Here is a 17,313-nt window from a genome sequence, read left to right on the forward strand (position 1 = left end):
AACACATGACTGTATCACGTACACTTTGGCAGAATGTTCAACAATATATCTGGTTGGTGGGTGGTATCGTCTGCTTGTTTCTGGCTTTTCTTTTCTGGGTAATGACGGATAGTAAGAAGCTTGTAGAAGTTGAAAAAGCTGCCGATTCAGAAGCACCTGTGCAAATTCAGCCAGAAAAAGTGGCAACAACGGCTAACTTAGGGGCTTTAGCTGATGAAGTTAGGCCTCTTGATTTAACGACTCGCACAGTTGCTTCAGGTCAGCATGAAGCAGAGTTCCGCGGTACAAAATTTATTAACGAAAACAAGAAACAGTGGACGCTTGAGCTATTTCGTGCATCTGACGAAGATATTATTAAAAACTTTTTAAAGAATCGTTCAGACCGGAATAAATTTATCTACTTCCGATTAAGTGGAGAGAAGCAGTCTGAACAATATGTTTTGACATATGGTGTATTTAAGCGTTCTGAAGATGCAATTCAGCAGCTAACGCAACTGAATCTTGATTTGCCTGAATCAATTAAGCCACAACCACAACAATTTTCTACTTATGTGCCACTAGTCAATGACTTGGGTGCAGATGAAATGAAAGGTGGGATTAGCCAAACTTATGAAGTGCGTTTACGTCCAGCTGCTTTGCCTAAAATTGATGAGTCTTTGCTCATGGGTACAGGTGTAAACAGTGCGATAAGTACGCAGCCGAAAGTGACTGCTCCAGCAACGAACTCTACAACTCGGACAACCATTATTCGCCGAGATGCTGAGGGTAATGTTGTGGATGTACATCAGTCGAATTCTGCAGATGCTTCTAAAAAGACTCAGCAAAATCGTGAAACTGAAGCTACTCCTAAAAATGCAACAAATGAGGGCACAAGAGGGAACTAAGGATAAGAATAATGTGCACAAATATAGTGCAATAACAAAAGATATATATAATTTTTGATCAAGTGTGGTGCATATTTGGTCATTTATTAAAATGATAGCCTGAATAAAACCGATCTATTTTTAAGAAATATAAACACTTAAGCTCCAAAAATTATATTGGCATAGTTTTTGCTTTATTCTTGTGCTTATTAATGTACTGCTAACTATTTTGGCGCTCTAAAGAGTGAAGTCTATGCAGAGTCGTGGGGTCGAGCTGCTTTAAAAGAGTGCGAAATAAGTCAAAACATTTTTCTAGCAAAAACCAGTGTACGTAAAAATGGAACAGCGTATATTGGCTTATCAGCCCAAAATTTTTTTTTGCGAAACATTGAGCTAACTATCGTCCGTAGGCAATATCGCAGAAATAAGTTGTTTGTTTGACGCTCGAAAGAGCCTTATTGAAAGAAGGGTACGCTATGCACATGCCATCGCCTAATACTGTAGCTCCCGCTCAAGGTTTATATCAACCTGATGAGTTTAAGGATAACTGTGGTTTTGGACTGATTGCCCATATGAAGGGTGAATCAAGTCATCATCTTGTAGAAACCGCGATTCACAGTTTAAGTTGCATGACGCACCGTGGTGGTATTGCCGCAGATGGCAAGACGGGAGATGGTTGCGGCTTATTATTGGCGATGCCAAAGCAATTTTTCCGTGATGAAGCAAAAAAACTAAGCGATATTACACTTAGCGAAGTTTTTGCTGTAGGAACGGTATTTTTAAATGTCGATCCGGCATTAGCACAGCACTCTAAAAATATTTTAACTAAAGAAATTGAGGCTGATGGCTTACGCGTATTGGCTTGGCGTGTTGTCCCTACAAATAACGATGCACTAGGTGAAATTGCACTTCAATCTTTACCTGCTTTTGAACAGGTCATTGTGAACTGTCCAATGGGTGTAACTGAAGTTGAGTTTAACCGTAAACTATTTTTGGCACGTCGTCGTGCAGAACAACAATTACAAAATGATCCGTCATTCTATGTGACTACGCTTTGTTCGACAGTGATCAGCTATAAAGGCTTGATGATGCCGGCTGCAATTGCTGAGTTCTATACAGATTTGGCAGACGAACGTTTAAAATCACATATCGTGGTGTTCCACCAACGTTTCTCGACCAACACTTTACCGCGTTGGCCTTTGGCGCAGCCATTCCGTTACCTTGCGCATAATGGTGAAATCAACACTATTACAGCAAACCGTAACTGGGCATTGGCACGTACGCCTAAATTTGAAAATCCATTGTTACCAGGCCTAACTGAGCTTAACCCAATTGTGAACCGTACTGGTTCAGACTCTTCAAGCTTAGATAACATGCTTGAAATCTTGGTCGGTGGCGGTATGGATTTATTCCGTGCATTGCGTATGCTCGTGCCACCAGCGTGGCAGAACGTTGAAACTTTAGATGCAGACTTACGTGCATTCTATGAGTTTAACTCTAAGCATATGGAAGCTTGGGATGGCCCAGCAGGTTTAGTAATTCAAGATGGTCGTCATGCTATTTGTATGCTTGATCGTAATGGTTTACGTCCTGCACGTTGGGTCATTACCAAAAATGATTACATTACCTTGGCATCTGAAATTGGTGTGTGGGGTTATGAACCTGAAGATGTTATTTCTAAAGGTCGGGTAGGCCCTGGTCAAATTTTAGTAGTTGATACTTTAACAGGTAAAGTACTTGATACTAAAGATGTTAGTACTCATTTGAAAAACATGCGTCCGTACCGTGAATGGTTACGTGATCATGCAATTCGCCTCAATGCTAACCCTGAACTTGAAGAACAATTAATTGATCAAGGTTTAACTGGTGATGCTTTAAAAGCAGCTCAAAAAATGTTTATGGTGACATTTGAAGAGCGCGACCAGTTGTTACGTCCTATTGCTGAAAGTGGTCAGGAAGCTGTAGGTTCTATGGGTGATGATACGCCAATGGCTGTATTATCTCGTCAAGTACGCCATGTGACTGATTATTTCCGTCAACAATTTGCGCAAGTGACAAACCCGCCAATTGATCCGCTACGTGAATCGATTGTAATGTCGCTCGAAACCTGTTTAGGTCGTGAACAGAATGTATTTGAGCAAGGTCCAGAGCACGCAGATCGAATCATTATTTCGAGCCCTGTTCTGTCTAACTCAAAAATGCAGCAAATCCGTAGTATTGATCGCGCAGGCTATGAGTCTGTTGACATCAATTTGAACTATGCTGAAGAAGAAGGTTTACAAGCTGCGATTACACGTATCTGTGAAGAGGCAGCGCAAGCGGTTCGTGATGGTAAAACTTTAATTATTTTAACTGATAAAAATATTCGCCAAGGTTTCTTGCCTGCAAACGCAGCGCTTGCAACAGGTGCAGTACATCATTACCTCATTAAAACTGGTTTACGTACTGATGCAAACATCATGGTTGAAACTGGTTTTGCACGTGATCCGCATCAATTTGCGGTATTACTAGGTTTCGGTGCAACCGCTGTTTACCCATACCTTGCATATGACGTAATTAATGATTTGATTGCGAAAGGTGAGCTTTTAGGTGATCCAATCCATGCTCAAGCAAACTTCCGTAAAGGTATTGAGAAAGGCTTATTAAAAGTTCTTTCAAAAATGGGTATCTCTACTGTTGCTTCGTATCGTGGCGGTCAGCTTTTTGAAGCAGTGGGTTTATCGTCTGAAGTGGTAGATCAGTGCTTCTTGGGTGTTCCAAGTCGTATTCAGGGTGCAACATTTGCTGATCTTGAAAAAGACCAGAAAAAATTAGCTGCTACAGCATGGTCAAATCGTAAACCAATTGACCAAGGTGGTCTCCTTAAATTTGTGTTTGATAAAGAGTATCACGCGTTTAACCCAGATGTGATTAACTCATTACACAAAGCGGTTCGCTCAGGTAAATACGAACACTTTAAAGAATATGCTGAGCTGGTGAATAACCGTCCAGTAGCGACTATTCGTGACTTATTTAAGTTAAAAACAACGAACTCGATTCCAGTTGAGCAAGTTGAATCAGTTGAAGAAATCTTGCCTCGTTTTGACTCGGCTGGGATGTCTTTAGGTGCTCTTTCTCCAGAAGCGCATGAAGCGATTGCAATTGCGATGAACACAATTGGTGGTCGTTCAAACTCTGGTGAAGGTGGTGAAGATCCTGTTCGCTACGGCACAATTCGTAATTCGAAAATCAAACAGATTGCATCAGGTCGTTTTGGTGTAACGCCTGCATATCTAACTTCTGCTGAAGTATTGCAAATTAAAGTTGCTCAAGGCGCAAAACCAGGTGAAGGCGGTCAGTTACCGGGCGGTAAAGTAAATGGTTTAATTGCACGTTTACGTTACTCAGTGCCGGGTGTAACACTGATTTCACCTCCACCGCACCACGATATTTACTCAATTGAAGATTTGTCTCAGTTAATTTTTGACTTGAAACAAGTTAACCCGCAAGCAATGGTTTCAGTAAAACTGGTATCTGAGCCGGGTGTAGGAACAATTGCAGCTGGTGTTGCGAAGGCATATGCAGACTTCATTACCATTTCTGGTTATGACGGTGGTACAGCTGCATCTCCACTTTCATCAATTCACCATGCGGGTTCTCCATGGGAGTTGGGTTTAAGTGAGGCGCATCAAGCTCTTCGTGTAAATGACTTACGTGGCAAAGTACGTGTACAAACTGATGGTGGTTTAAAAACTGGTCTTGATGTGATCAAGGCAGCAATTTTAGGTGCTGAGAGCTTTGGTTTCGGTTCAACACCAATGATTGCATTAGGCTGTAAATACCTCCGTATTTGCCACTTAAACAACTGTGCGACTGGTGTTGCAACTCAACAAGATCACTTACGTCAAGAGCACTACATTGGCGAACCAGAAATGCTCATCAATTTCTTCCATTTCATTGCGGAAGAAACACGTGAATGGTTGGCAGCATTAGGTGTGTCTTCATTGAAAGACTTAATCGGTCGTGTTGATTTACTCGAAGTATTACCGGGTGAAACTGAAAAACATGCTCACCTAGATTTAAGTGCATTGTTAACGTCTCATCCATCTGCTGACGGTAAAGCGCAGTACTGTGAAGTACAAGGGAATGCACCATTTGATAAAGGTGTGTTAGCTGAGAAAATGGTTGCAGAAATGCTTCCTGCAATTGAATCAAGTGCTGGTGGTCAGTTCAACTTCAATGTTGTGAACTGTGACCGTTCGATCGGTGCTCGTGTGTCGGGTGAAATTGCTCGTCGCTATGGCAACTTAGGTATGGAAGTACACCCAGTAGTGATGAACTTAACTGGTACAGCTGGTCAGTCACTTGGTGTATGGAACGCGGGTGGTTTACACATCCGTCTTGAAGGTGATGCAAACGACTATGTGGGTAAAGGTATGGCAGGTGGCCGTATCTCAATTTTCCCACCCAAAGGTTCACCTTTCCAAACTCAAAACACAGCAATTATTGGTAATACCTGTTTGTACGGTGCAACTGGCGGTAAGCTTTTTGCAGCGGGTACAGCGGGTGAGCGTTTTGCAGTTCGTAACTCTGGCGCATTTGCTGTAATTGAAGGTGCTGGCGATCACTGCTGTGAATATATGACAGGTGGTGTTGTGACTGTACTTGGTAAAGTAGGCCATAACTTTGGCGCAGGCATGACCGGCGGTTTTGCTTATGTACTTGACCTTGATAATGATTTCGTAGATTACTACAACCACGAGTTGATTGATTTAAATCGTATTTCAACAGAATCTATGGAAGATCATAAAGAGTTCTTGTTGCGTATTATCGATGAGCATATTAAAGAAACAGGTAGTGCTTGGGCTTATAAAATCCGCAATGAGTTCGATTTCTACAGCCGTAAATTCTGGCTTGTGAAACCAAAGGCTGCTAATTTACAAACGCTTTTGAAAACAACACAAGCTGATCCACAATAATTCCACGACTGCAACGACATAGGCAGGTGCGGACAACAGTGAAAACCGCGCCTACCCACGGAGAGAGACATGGCAGAACGCCTAAATAATGACTTTCAATTTCTGGATGTAGCACGCCAAGATCCAGAGAAAAAAGATATTACTGTCCGCAAAGCAGAATTTGTGGAAATTTATAAACCTTTTACATCGGAAACAGTTACGAATCAGACTCACCGTTGTTTAGGTTGTGGTAACCCATATTGCGAATGGAAATGTCCTGTACATAACTACATTCCAAACTGGTTAAAACTCATTGCTGAAGGCCAAATTTTCCAAGCTGCTGAGCTTTGTCATCAAACGAATACACTACCTGAGGTATGTGGTCGCGTATGCCCACAAGACCGTTTATGTGAAGGTGCTTGTACCTTAAACGATGGTTTTGGTGCAGTAACGATTGGTAATGCTGAAAAATATATCAACGATACAGCCTTTGCTTTGGGCTGGCGTCCAGATATGTCAGGCGTAAAATGGACTGACAAAAAAGTTGCCATTATTGGTGCTGGTCCTGCTGGTTTAGGCTGTGCAGATATTCTAGCTCGCGGTGGTGTTAAACCAGTTGTATTCGATAAGCGTCCTGAAATTGGTGGCTTACTTACATTTGGTATTCCAGAATTTAAAATGGAAAAAGATGTGATGAAACGCCGCCGTGAAATTTTCACAGGTATGGGCATCGAATTCCGTTTAAATACTGAAATTGGCACAGATGTAACCATTGATGAATTACTTGCAGAATATGATGCGGTGTTCATGGGTATGGGAACTTATACCTACATGAAGGGTGGTTTCCCGGGTGAAGATCTTAATGGCGTTTATGATGCTCTTGATTTCCTAATCTCTAATGTGAACCGCTGCCAAGGTTGGGAAAAAGATCCAAGTGAGTACATCAGTTTAGATGGTAAAAAGGTGATTGTACTTGGTGGTGGTGATACAGCGATGGACTGTAACCGTACTTCATTACGTCAAGGCGCTCATGATGTAACGTGTGCATACCGTCGTGATGAAAGCAACATGCCGGGTTCTGCACGTGAAGTAAAAAATGCCTATGAAGAGGGTGTAAAATTCCTATTCAATCGTCAACCGATCGAAATCGTTGGTGAAAATGGCAAAGTGACAGGCGTAAAAGTGGTAACGACACAAATGGGTGAACCAGATAGTCGTGGCCGTCGCAGTCCTGAACCAGTTCCAGGTTCTGAAGAAGTATTACCAGCTGATGCTGTTTTACTTGCATTTGGTTTCCGCCCAAGCCCAGCGGATTGGTTTGGTAACGCGAATATTAATCTTGATGGTTCAGGTCGTGTTGTCGCAGCTGAAAAGCAAGAATTCAAATTCCAGACATCAAACCCGAAAATCTTTGCTGGTGGTGATATGGTGCGTGGCTCAGACCTAGTCGTGACTGCGATTTGGGAAGGCCGTCAAGCTGCTGAAGGTATTTTGGATTACCTTGGTGTTTAATAAATTAATTTGTTAAAACACTCAAAAAAGCCTACTTCAAGTAGGCTTTTTTATTGTCTACCATTAGTCACTTTGATGTTTTTGGCAAATATAATAAGCTTTTTTGCCCTTTTTAGCTTTTTAAGCTCACGACATACTCAAAACTTCCTTCTTCAATACAATAGGTGTTGAGTATGAACATCGCAGGTATGACGGCAGAAAAATCATATTTAAATCGTCGAAAAGCGTTGGGTATTACAGTGCGTCGTCTTGAATTTAATCCAAAGGCGATCAAGCGGCACTATTTTGCAAACTCGCCTCTTATGTCTCATTTTTTAACTGCACTCTCATTAACGTTTCCAGTAGGTGAGCAATTTTTTGTAAATAGCGTACGTAATGTGCGTGATAAAGTTTCAGACCCTCAATTGCAAGCGCAAATTGCAGCTTTTATTGGACAGGAGGCTATGCATTCAAAAGCGCATGGTGAGTTTAATGAAGCTTGGCGCCGTGATGATTATAATCTGGACAGTTTTCAAAATTGGTTGAATGAGCGGGATAAATACTTAAGAACGATTCCACCTAAGCTGCAATTAGCCCTTACTTGTGCTTTTGAACATTTTACAGCTCTTCTTGGAGCATATGTTTTACAACATCCAGAATTGTTAAAAACGTTAGATCAAGATGCGTTAAAACTTTGGGTATGGCATGCGATTGAAGAAATTGAACATCGCTCAGTCGCTTTCGATGTCTATCAACATGTATATGGAGATGACCGTATTCGTCGCTTACTCATGCGTAGCGTCACTACTGGGTTTGCTAGTCTCGCTTTTTATGGGACAACTCGTTTATTTTGGCAAGATAAATGGAATAGCTTACCTAAAATCGGAGGTAATTTGTTTGGGGCGTATTTGCTGATAAAGATGCTTGTTCAATTAATGCCTGAATACTTCGCATATTACAAAAAAGATTTTCATCCTAGTCAAAAAGATTACGACAAGATGGTCGATTACTGGAAAAGTTCTTTAGCAGAAGAATATCAAATGGCAAGTTTTCAACAAGAAAAAGATCAAAGATTAAGTTAATAGAAAACCGGATTTAAAAATTCGGTTTTTAAAAATCAATAAAATAAAAGCAACACAATAATGCCAAATTCATCATACAATCGGGTAAAGAGGTCAAAAATATAAAGAAAAACTTGAGGATAATGTGACGATGAAAACATTGAAACAATTAGCGGTCGCAACAACACTTGCCAGCACCTTACTATTTTCGGGATGTGGCTATAACACTCTACAAGTAAAAGATGAGGCTGTAACAGCAGCATGGTCTGAAGTACAAAACCAATACCAACGTCGATCAGATTTGGTGCCAAACCTTGTCAATGTGGTAAAAGGTTACGCTAAACATGAAGAGCAAGTATTAACCGAAGTAACACAGGCACGCTCGAATGTTGCAGGTTTAAAAGTTGATAAAGAAGTTTTAGAAGACCCCGCTTTACTTGAAAAATATCAACAGGCTCAAAGTCAATTAACAGGGGCATTATCTCGACTTATTGCTGTGTCTGAAAACTACCCAGATTTGAAAGCCAATACTCAATTCCAGGAATTACAAGTTCAGCTTGAGGGTACAGAAAACCGTATCGCAGTTGCACGTAATCGTTATATTACAACAGTGCAAGATTACAACGGATATGTACGCCAGTTCCCGCAAGCTGTGACCGCAAAAGTAATTGGTATGCATCCTAAAGCCAATTTCTCTGCAGAAGCTTCTGCACAACAGGCTCCAAAAGTTTCTTTTGATTAATTGTATAAATCAAAGGAGTGCTGTATGAGAAATATTATATTGCTTCAGTCTAAGCAAATTAAGGTCTTTATTACGACCTTAATTATGCTCTGTTGTGGTGTTCTTTTTCAGAATACAGCATGGAGTGAAAGTAATATTGCAACTGCTACTGACGAGACCGACACAATAGTAGCGGGCAAAATCATTCAAAAACAGCAAAATCAAGCCACTGCGTCTAAGACAGGTGAACAAGCTGCTTCAAGTGTTGCTGCCTCGCCTAAAGTCTCTAACGATATGGCAGACGGTGAATCAATTCGTGGTTTGCCAACTTTAAATCAGCCTGTTATTGATCAAGCTAATATTTTAAGTGCGGCTGAGAAACAGCAGCTCGACCAAAAAATTCTAAATTTATACCAACAAGGTAAAGCGCAAATTGGTGTCGTTATTGTTCCGACTACGGGTCAAGAAGATATTTTTGATTATGCATTACGAGTGGGTGAGCAGTGGCAATTAGGATCATCTAAACGTGACAACGGATTACTCATTGCAGTTGCGGTAAATGATCGCCGCATACAAATTTTAACGGGATATGGTTTAGAAGGTGTATTGCCTGATATTGTCGCAAGTCGGATTATTCGAAACCAAATTACACCTTATTTTAAACAAGCCCAATATGCACAAGGTTTAAATGCAGGTCTTGATGAAATTGGAAGGATTTTAAATCTTGACCCAGAAGTCGCTCAGCAAGCTGCTCAAGATTTAAAAGAACGTCAACATCAAGCTGCGGAAGAGCAACAAGCCAAACAAACGACGCTGACAATGGCTTTATTTATTCTTGTTGCTGGAATTGTGGGTTCATTTATTGTAGGACGACCTCTTAGTGCATCTACTGCTGGTGTTGCTGCTGCGGTAGCAGGTTTTGTAAATGGCGCAGGTCTAGTGACTAGCTTATTACTTGGTTTTGGAATCTTCTTTTTACTCATTACTTCTATTGCCCAACTTATTTTACAGGCCATTCTGAGTGGTTCTGGCGGCGGTGGACGTGGAGGAGGCTTCGGCGGTGGTGGCGGAGGCTATGGCGGTGGTGGAGGTCGTTTTGGCGGTGGAGGTGCTTCAGGCTCATGGTAACAACATCAGAAACAACACAAATTATTACTCAGCCAAAAATTGAGGAATCTGTAGAGCCAAGTCTAAAACGTTGGTTTAAGCATTTATGTTATTTCCCAGCCAGTAGTCGTTATTTTTCAAAACAAGATAAGCAAATTATTGCCGATGCTGTACAGCGAGCAGAACATGGACATGTTGGCGAGATACAGGTGGTAATTGAAGGCCATATTCCATGTTCACAAGCCTATAGACAAAACACACGTTTAAGAGCACAGCAGTTATTTGCAGAATTAGGTGTTTGGGATACTGCATTAAATAGCGGCGTATTGTTATACCTAAATTTATGTGAACGTACTGTAGAAGTTATATTTGACCGAGGTATTAGAAATGCGACCAATGATCAGGTCTGGCAGCAGATTTGTGAGTCTATCGTTCAACAACTTAAACAAAAACAATATCAACAAGCTGTCGTGATGGGGGTGCAGCAAATTGGAGATGTATTGTCATATTTTTATGATGAAAACATGCCAGATCAATCCAATGAATTGGGAAATGCCCCAATTATTATTAATTAAGTTATTTTCTAAAAGTTCTATATCTCATAATTTTAAAATTTTATTTCTTAAGGTGGCTGACAAAAAATGTCACCTATTTATTTATTTTTAAAGAGAATTTGCTCACAAAAACAAATATAAAGTTTGATAGATTTTGTTTACTTTTTTTGATGTGTGATCTGTTTTAATCAAAAGTTATGTGACGATTTTTGTCAGTTATTTACAGTGATTTTAGATTAAGTAAATTTTAAAATCAATATAAGTTTTTGTTTTATAAGTAAAATAAAAGTTGGCATGGTTGCTGCTATATAGTTGAGAGCTGAAAAAGCTTATATAAAAACATACATACAATCTTTGGGGAAAAGGCTATGAATGCACAAAAAGGTTTTACATTAATTGAACTCATGATCGTGGTTGCCATTATTGGTATTTTGGCAGCATTTTCGATTCCTGCATATCAAGATTACATTGCACGTTCTCAGGTCGCAGAAGGTATCAGTTTGGGAGATGGTCTGAAATCGGATATTGCTGATAATTTACAAAATAATCAATGTGAACCTACTGCTGGTCTATCGGTAACAGGTAAATATAGTACTGTGGAAGTACAAGGTGATACTGCAAATGCTAGCGCAACAATTACAGGTTGTCAGATTAAAATTACTTATGCTACCACAGGTACATCTGGGAAAATTGCAGACAAAATCTTAGTGTTAGATGTACTTAGTAATGGAACGTTGAAAAAACAGGCTACTGGTACAAATTTAGATGAGAAATATACTCCTAAAGGCGTGCTATAAGTAGCTGAGAAGCAAGAGCATTTAATGTGCTCTTGCTTTTTTGTTAAAAATAATAAAATATAAAACTGTTAAAGTCGTTATTAATTAAAATAAAAAACTATTAAAACAATGATATATGGTTGCTATTGAATCATTTGTAAAAAAACTAATTGCGCTTTCTTCCATGTATAATTCTTTCAAGTTTTAGCTTCTAACCTTTACTATGCAAGTATTCTTCCTATTCCTCGCTGCAATCCTGTTAGGTTTTGCATGGTTGTCTCCATTTCACTATAGCCCTTGGGTTATGTTTTCGAGTGAAGTGAGTACTTTTGGGGCTGGATTATGCGTATTAGCCGCTCTAATTCAGCAAAATATTAAAATTCCTAGAGCGCAACTATTGTTGCTGCCATTTACTTTAATTCCGGTAGTGCAGTGGGGTTTTGGTTTAGTTTTTGATCTGAGCACAGCCTTATTGAGTTCATTTTACTTGTTAGGTTTTTGGTTTATGGTCTTGGCTGGTTATAACCTGTCTTTAGATCAACAAAAGCGTGATCAAATCTTTTCGGGTTTTAGCCTACTTGTAATTATTGTATCGCTTATTACTAGTTTCATTGCAATTTGCCAATGGTTGAATATTGAGTCTCATATTCCGTATGTGCTTAAGTTACTGGGTAATCGTCCTTACGGTAATTTTGGCCAACCTAATAATATGGCAACCTTTTTAATTATCGGATTATTAGGATGTTTGTATTTATATGAAAAGAATAAAGTAACAATCTGGTTGTTACTACCTTCAACACTTATTATTTTATTTACAGTTGCATTGAGTCAATCAAGAACTTCATGGATAGTTTTTCCATTTTTACTTATCTATTGGGTGATTAAGCAGTTTAGAAAGCAAAAAAGATTTGGATTTGCTCAAGGCTTCTTGTGGTGCTTAACATTTTTCTTAATTGCTGGATTCATCTTACCTTATATTACTCAATTCATTGAGTTCTCTACAAATACACAGATTACTGAAACAAGTACATTTGTTGCTCGTGCAGGTTCGGGGCATGAGCGTGTAGGCATGTGGATACAAATATTACATGCCATAGCACAGCAGCCATGGGCAGGATATGGATGGAGTCAAACCAGTGTTGCTGTAGTAGATAGTATTCAATATGGAACTGTACATGTATGGTTTAATAGTGCCCATAATGTACTGCTTGATTTAATTGTTTGGAATGGTATTCCATTAGCAGCTGTAATTATTGCTTACTTTGCGTGTTGGTTCCTTTGGTTAAATCAACAGGCTAAAGAAACCATCTCAATTATAGCGATTATGATGGTGTGTGCGGTGTTTATTCATGCCATGTTCGAGTTCCCACAGCGCTATGCTTATTTCTTACTTACTTGTGGTTTCTTGCTCGGTATTGTTCAGGCGCAGACTCCAGTACTTAAGGGAGTTGTACTGAATAAGCAACTTTTTCGCTTAATATGGGTAGGCAGTTTACTACTTATTATTGCGATTTTACGTGATTACAATGTGTATGTTCTAAATAGTAATTTACTGTATAAGAATAAAAAACCAAATGCAGAGTTCATGGGAAGCAGTAAAATTTTTGTTTTAACGCAGTTTGAAGAGCGTTTAAAATGGATTGAACTTAATCCAAAAACTAAATTATCTGAAGCTGAGCTAGTTCAGTGGGGAAACTCGGTAAAGAATAAAGCAACTCCATATAATTTACGTAAAAATGCAAAATTGCTGGCTTATAATGGAAAACCAGAGAAAGCAGAGCAGCAATTATTAATTTTAAAGCATCTCTATAAGCAGAAAATAACGCTACCAGAGTTATTAAAAGAAAAGTAAAAAAATCCCCTTGTATTCAAGGGGATTTTTTTATGAGAAATTACATCTGACTTTGGATGTAATTTTCAATACCTACATTGCCAATAAGGTCAATTTGAGTATCTAACCAGTCCCAATATTCTTCTTCTTTTTCTAAAATTTCTTGAACAAGATCACGCGTCACATAGTCTTGTTCTGTTTCAGCGAGTGCAACTGCTTTTTGAATCGCTTCTATATTTTCTTTCACTTTACGAATGTCACATTGCAGAACTTCTTCTGTATGTTGACCAATATAAAGTTTGCCTAAGTGCTGAAGATTAGGTAAACCTTCCAAGAATAAAATACGTTCAATAATTTTGTCTGCATGCTTCATTTGGCGAATGGATTCTTTATATTCAGCAGAGCCAAGCTGCTCAATTCCCCAATCATTAAACATGCGTGAATGCAAAAAGTATTGATTAATTGCAGTTAGATGATGATACAGCACTTGGTTGAGCTGATTAATGACATCACGATTGCCTTTCATTGTAGCTACTCCAAAACAATTTCTGCCTTAATTTAATTAAGGCAATCTATAAAACCATTCTAGTGAACAAACACTGATATGGCGAGTAATTTATAGAACAGCAAATGAAAATCGCAATCAAAAACAACACAATATTAGGAAAGGAGAGTTTCCAACCAAAAAAAACCGCTTGAATGAGGAACTATTAACGTTCCGCAAAAAGCGGTGGAGGAGCTAATAAATACTATTAAATTTTTATAAATCTTTTACGCAGCTACAGAAATACGAGCAGCGATTTCTGCTAATTCTTCATTAATAATAGCACGTGCTTCTGGTGCACAGCGTCCACAGCAAGTACCAAGATCAAGCAAATCACGAATTTCGCGATAGCTTTCAGCGCCATTTTCAACAGCGTCTTTAATATCTTGATCGGTAATGCCACGACACAAGCAAACGTACATGGGAGTGATCCCCAAATATAAATGCGATAATTGATATTATTGATAATTATTATCGTTTGTCAATGAAATTCATTTAAAATCTCATTTATTATTATTGGGAATTTGGATAAAAAAATACCACCTGAGCGGAAATCTGAGTTATGTTCAGATTTTATACAAAGGTGGTTCATGATTTAGAGTTAAAAATTTAACGGAAAATATTTAATATATTTCTATATCTTATTGATTAATAACTACAATACCATCCATTTCAACTAAAGCACCTTTTGGTAAACTTGCTACACCAAGAGCTGCACGTGCAGGATATGGTTGAGCAAAATATTCACCCATAATTTGGTTTACAAGTTGGAAGTTTGATAAATCAGTTAGAAAAATATTGAGCTTGGCAATGTCTGCTAGAGAACCGCCGGCAGCTTCACAAACTGCTTTTAAATTATCAAATACACGGCGAATTTGAGCTTCAATACCTTCTACAAGTTCCATACTGTATGGGTCTAAACCAATTTGCCCTGAAAGATATAATGTATTATCTACTAAAATGGCTTGAGAGTATGTGCCGATAGCAGCAGGGGCATTTTCAGTATGAATTACTTGGCGGGACATTTGGTTCTCCTTGATTAAATCTCATTTCATCATAATCGATGATCGCTTTGGACAAAAGTATCATCGATTTAATTGATTAAGTGGATTTGGAAAGTTTGATTTTGTTAAAGAAACATAAATCTGACCAATAGCCCTTGTAAAGACTTAGCTTACTTTTGAAATTTCCATCTGTGGATTAGGCGCATCCAAACGCTCAATGCGTGGAAAACCATAATGCATACGTAAATCACGGATGACTTTTGCAATATGTTTGCGGTTGTTCACCACAATATTAACAAAAGTTCTTTGCTCATTTGAGTGAACCATTTCTACTCCTGCATTATTTTTACGACATTGATAGATCAGGTCTGATACCTGCTCATCATTCATTGCCATTTCTATAGCGAGGTAGGCTGTAAAACGAACATCATCTACGTCATCTGCTTTCCATTGAAGCGGCATAATATTTTCAGGATGTAGATGTTGTTCATGTAGCAAGTTATGGCAGCGGATACGATGCACAATCAACCCACGACGTGTTAAATGTCCTTGAATTGGGTCGCCCAAAACTGGATTACAGCAATGCGCATATTTAACGTCGATACCTTCAGTACTTTGAATGAGTCGATCTGAATTTTCCACTTGTGGATGCTTGTCATGAGCAAATAAGTGATTAGCCACAAGTTGAGGTAGTAGGTCGCCAACAGCAATTTGTTCAAACAATGTATTTTTATTATCGATGTGACGCCATTGAAGTAAATCTAACCAGTCGGCTTCAGAGAGATCGTTAATCGAACGGTTAAATAGTTTCAGTGCTCGAGAAAGTGCTTGTGCACCGACAAGACGTTGTTCTTCAATATCTTGATCTTTAAGGACATGCTGTAAGGCACGGCGAGCTTTTTGCGTATTAATAAAACTTAACCAGTCTGGATTTGGTGTTGCTAAAACATCCGTAATAACTTCAATAACCTGACCGCTGATTAATGGTGTCGATAGTGGTTTAATCTCGCCATCTACTTTTGCACCAACGGCATGGTTACCTAAAAATAAACTGGCTGAATAAGCAAAATCAACTACGGTAGCACCTTGTGGTAATTCGTGGAGCTGACCATGTGGAGTGTAAACCCAAATTTTTTCTTGGTGTAAGTAATCTAATAAATCATTGAAGGTCGTTTTTGCACATTCTCCATCGATGAGCGTATTCAGATTTTGCATTGAAGCCTGAATAGCCGAACGACAAGTTTGTGGTGCATTTTCACCAAGCACTACCCCAAAACGAGCAGCTTTACGCATAAGCTCGGTTTGAATGGTAAGAGATAGTGTAGTTTTTTCGCCTTTAAGTTTAATCAGTAAAGATTGGTTGCCACCCGGTAGCGGACGACGGATATGGTCTTGATATTGAATGACCTGAAAGTTTTCTCTTAAAGCATCAACTAGGCGGTCACAGTCGGCAATTGATTGTAAAACGATTTCAAAAGCATGGCTGTGGGTAAGCTCTTGTAAATCCATCTCATTTTTAACGAAATGGCGTAATAATTCGATATTGTTGTTTTTCTTTTTAATGCGGCCTTGAATATGATAATTATGAAGAAGTTCAGCGAGGTTTTGTTCCCAGATGCTTTGATATTTACATCGCTCTGGTTTGGTTAGACGTAGTGCATTTTGCACGTTATCAAACATATCAAGATCAAGATTTTGATAACAAAGATTTTCTAGATTATCGCCCATTTCATTCATGCCGACTAATCTTGCCATTGGCACAAAGATATCAAGAGTTTCTTGAGCAATACGAGCGCGTTTATCTGGACGCAAAGCACCTAGAGTTGTCATATTATGATAGCGGTCAGCTAATTTAATAATAATGACACGTGGGTCCTGTAGGGTCGCTTGCAAGATTTTTCGGAATGAGGCGGCCTTATTATATTCTTTATCGCTTGACTGGCTAAGTTTGGTTACGCCGTCAACTAGCTCGGCAACTGTCAGGCCAAATTTTTCAGTAATATCTTCTTTTGTATATTGAGTATCTTCAATAACATCATGCAAAAGAGCTGCCATTAAGGTTTCAGCATCTAAACGCATGTTCGCAAGAATACAGCTCACAGCAATTGGATGCAGAATGTAGGGTTCACCACTTTTACGTGTGATGCCAGTATGCGCTAGATCGGCAAAATCACAGGCAGCAAGCACTTTCTCGACCTCACTTACCGATAAGTAAGGGTCGATAATCAATTTAAGCTGTTGCTTGGCTTGGCTGACCTCTTCGCCTGGCATAAATCACCCTTTTTCCTAATACTGAAAAACTAAATCTATCTACTTCTTAATGAAAAGCATATTGCGGAACTTGTCAATTTTTTCATTTGAAAAAGTGTATTTTTTTTTCAATGAAAATAATTGCTTTTTTCAATATCTTTAAATTCAAGACAA

13 protein-coding genes and 1 pseudogene are annotated in these 17,313 nt (G+C 39.0%); 9 read left to right on the plus strand and 5 right to left on the minus strand.

The window, feature by feature from the left end:
* Positions 1 to 5 precede the first annotated feature (5 nt).
* From ODQ17_RS14590 to ODQ17_RS14630, 9 genes are all read left to right on the plus strand, one after another.
* Positions 6 to 884 carry a hypothetical protein gene (locus ODQ17_RS14590; protein ID WP_322904600.1) on the plus strand — a complete coding sequence of 293 codons (879 nt, stop codon included), beginning with the start codon at positions 6 to 8 and terminating at the stop codon, positions 882 to 884.
* Positions 885 to 1,345: 461 nt separating this feature from the next.
* On the plus strand, positions 1,346 to 5,821 hold the full coding sequence (gene gltB / locus ODQ17_RS14595; protein WP_322904602.1) for a glutamate synthase large subunit: 4,476 nt from the start codon (positions 1,346 to 1,348) through the stop codon (positions 5,819 to 5,821).
* A 69-nt stretch (positions 5,822 to 5,890) separates the two neighbouring features.
* Positions 5,891 to 7,312 (plus strand): FAD-dependent oxidoreductase, encoded by a 1,422-nt coding sequence (locus ODQ17_RS14600; protein ID WP_004789801.1) that lies wholly within the window; start codon positions 5,891 to 5,893, stop codon positions 7,310 to 7,312.
* A gap of 173 nt (positions 7,313 to 7,485) precedes the next feature.
* On the plus strand, positions 7,486 to 8,373 hold the full coding sequence (locus ODQ17_RS14605; RefSeq protein WP_322904605.1) for a metal-dependent hydrolase: 888 nt from the start codon (positions 7,486 to 7,488) through the stop codon (positions 8,371 to 8,373).
* Positions 8,374 to 8,503: 130 nt separating this feature from the next.
* Positions 8,504 to 9,094, plus strand: coding sequence for a LemA family protein (locus ODQ17_RS14610; protein WP_322904607.1), 591 nt, complete (start codon positions 8,504 to 8,506; stop codon positions 9,092 to 9,094).
* 24 nt (positions 9,095 to 9,118) lie between these two features.
* On the plus strand, positions 9,119 to 10,201 hold the full coding sequence (locus ODQ17_RS14615) for a TPM domain-containing protein (protein ID WP_322904609.1): 1,083 nt from the start codon (positions 9,119 to 9,121) through the stop codon (positions 10,199 to 10,201).
* Positions 10,195 to 10,755, plus strand: coding sequence for a TPM domain-containing protein (locus ODQ17_RS14620; protein ID WP_322904611.1), 561 nt, complete (start codon positions 10,195 to 10,197; stop codon positions 10,753 to 10,755). Before ODQ17_RS14615 ends, ODQ17_RS14620 begins: the two co-directional genes overlap by 7 nt.
* A gap of 347 nt (positions 10,756 to 11,102) precedes the next feature.
* Positions 11,103 to 11,531 carry a pilin gene (locus tag ODQ17_RS14625; RefSeq protein ID WP_322904613.1) on the plus strand — a complete coding sequence of 143 codons (429 nt, stop codon included), beginning with the start codon at positions 11,103 to 11,105 and terminating at the stop codon, positions 11,529 to 11,531.
* A 202-nt stretch (positions 11,532 to 11,733) separates the two neighbouring features.
* Positions 11,734 to 13,362: a PglL family O-oligosaccharyltransferase gene (locus ODQ17_RS14630; RefSeq protein WP_322904615.1), complete on the plus strand. Its 1,629-nt coding sequence runs from the start codon at positions 11,734 to 11,736 to the stop codon at positions 13,360 to 13,362.
* Between the two features lie 40 nt (positions 13,363 to 13,402).
* Here the strand turns inward: ODQ17_RS14630 and bfr are convergent, their stop codons facing one another.
* From bfr to ODQ17_RS14655, 5 genes and pseudogenes are all read right to left on the minus strand, one after another.
* Positions 13,403 to 13,867: a heteropolymeric bacterioferritin subunit Bfr gene (gene bfr, locus ODQ17_RS14635; RefSeq protein ID WP_107880565.1), complete on the minus strand. Its 465-nt coding sequence runs from the start codon at positions 13,865 to 13,867 to the stop codon at positions 13,403 to 13,405.
* Positions 13,868 to 14,112: 245 nt separating this feature from the next.
* On the minus strand, positions 14,113 to 14,307 hold the full coding sequence (locus ODQ17_RS14640) for a bacterioferritin-associated ferredoxin (protein ID WP_004789790.1): 195 nt from the start codon (positions 14,305 to 14,307) through the stop codon (positions 14,113 to 14,115).
* Between the two features lie 219 nt (positions 14,308 to 14,526).
* The gene (locus tag ODQ17_RS14645) at positions 14,527 to 14,910 is read right to left on the minus strand and encodes a RidA family protein (RefSeq protein WP_004789789.1); all 384 of its coding nucleotides are present in this window, start codon (positions 14,908 to 14,910) and stop codon (positions 14,527 to 14,529) included.
* Between the two features lie 144 nt (positions 14,911 to 15,054).
* Positions 15,055 to 17,160 (minus strand): RelA/SpoT family protein, encoded by a 2,106-nt coding sequence (locus ODQ17_RS14650; protein ID WP_005301002.1) that lies wholly within the window; start codon positions 17,158 to 17,160, stop codon positions 15,055 to 15,057.
* Positions 17,161 to 17,199: 39 nt separating this feature from the next.
* Positions 17,200 to 17,289 (minus strand): annotated as a pseudogene (locus ODQ17_RS14655) (hypothetical protein); the annotation flags it as partial.
* Between the last annotated feature and the right edge of the window lie 24 nt (positions 17,290 to 17,313).

Origin of the sequence: Acinetobacter sp. IRS14 (genome assembly GCF_034650275.1) — a bacterium.
Taxonomy (GTDB): Bacteria; Pseudomonadota; Gammaproteobacteria; order Pseudomonadales; family Moraxellaceae; genus Acinetobacter; species Acinetobacter oleivorans.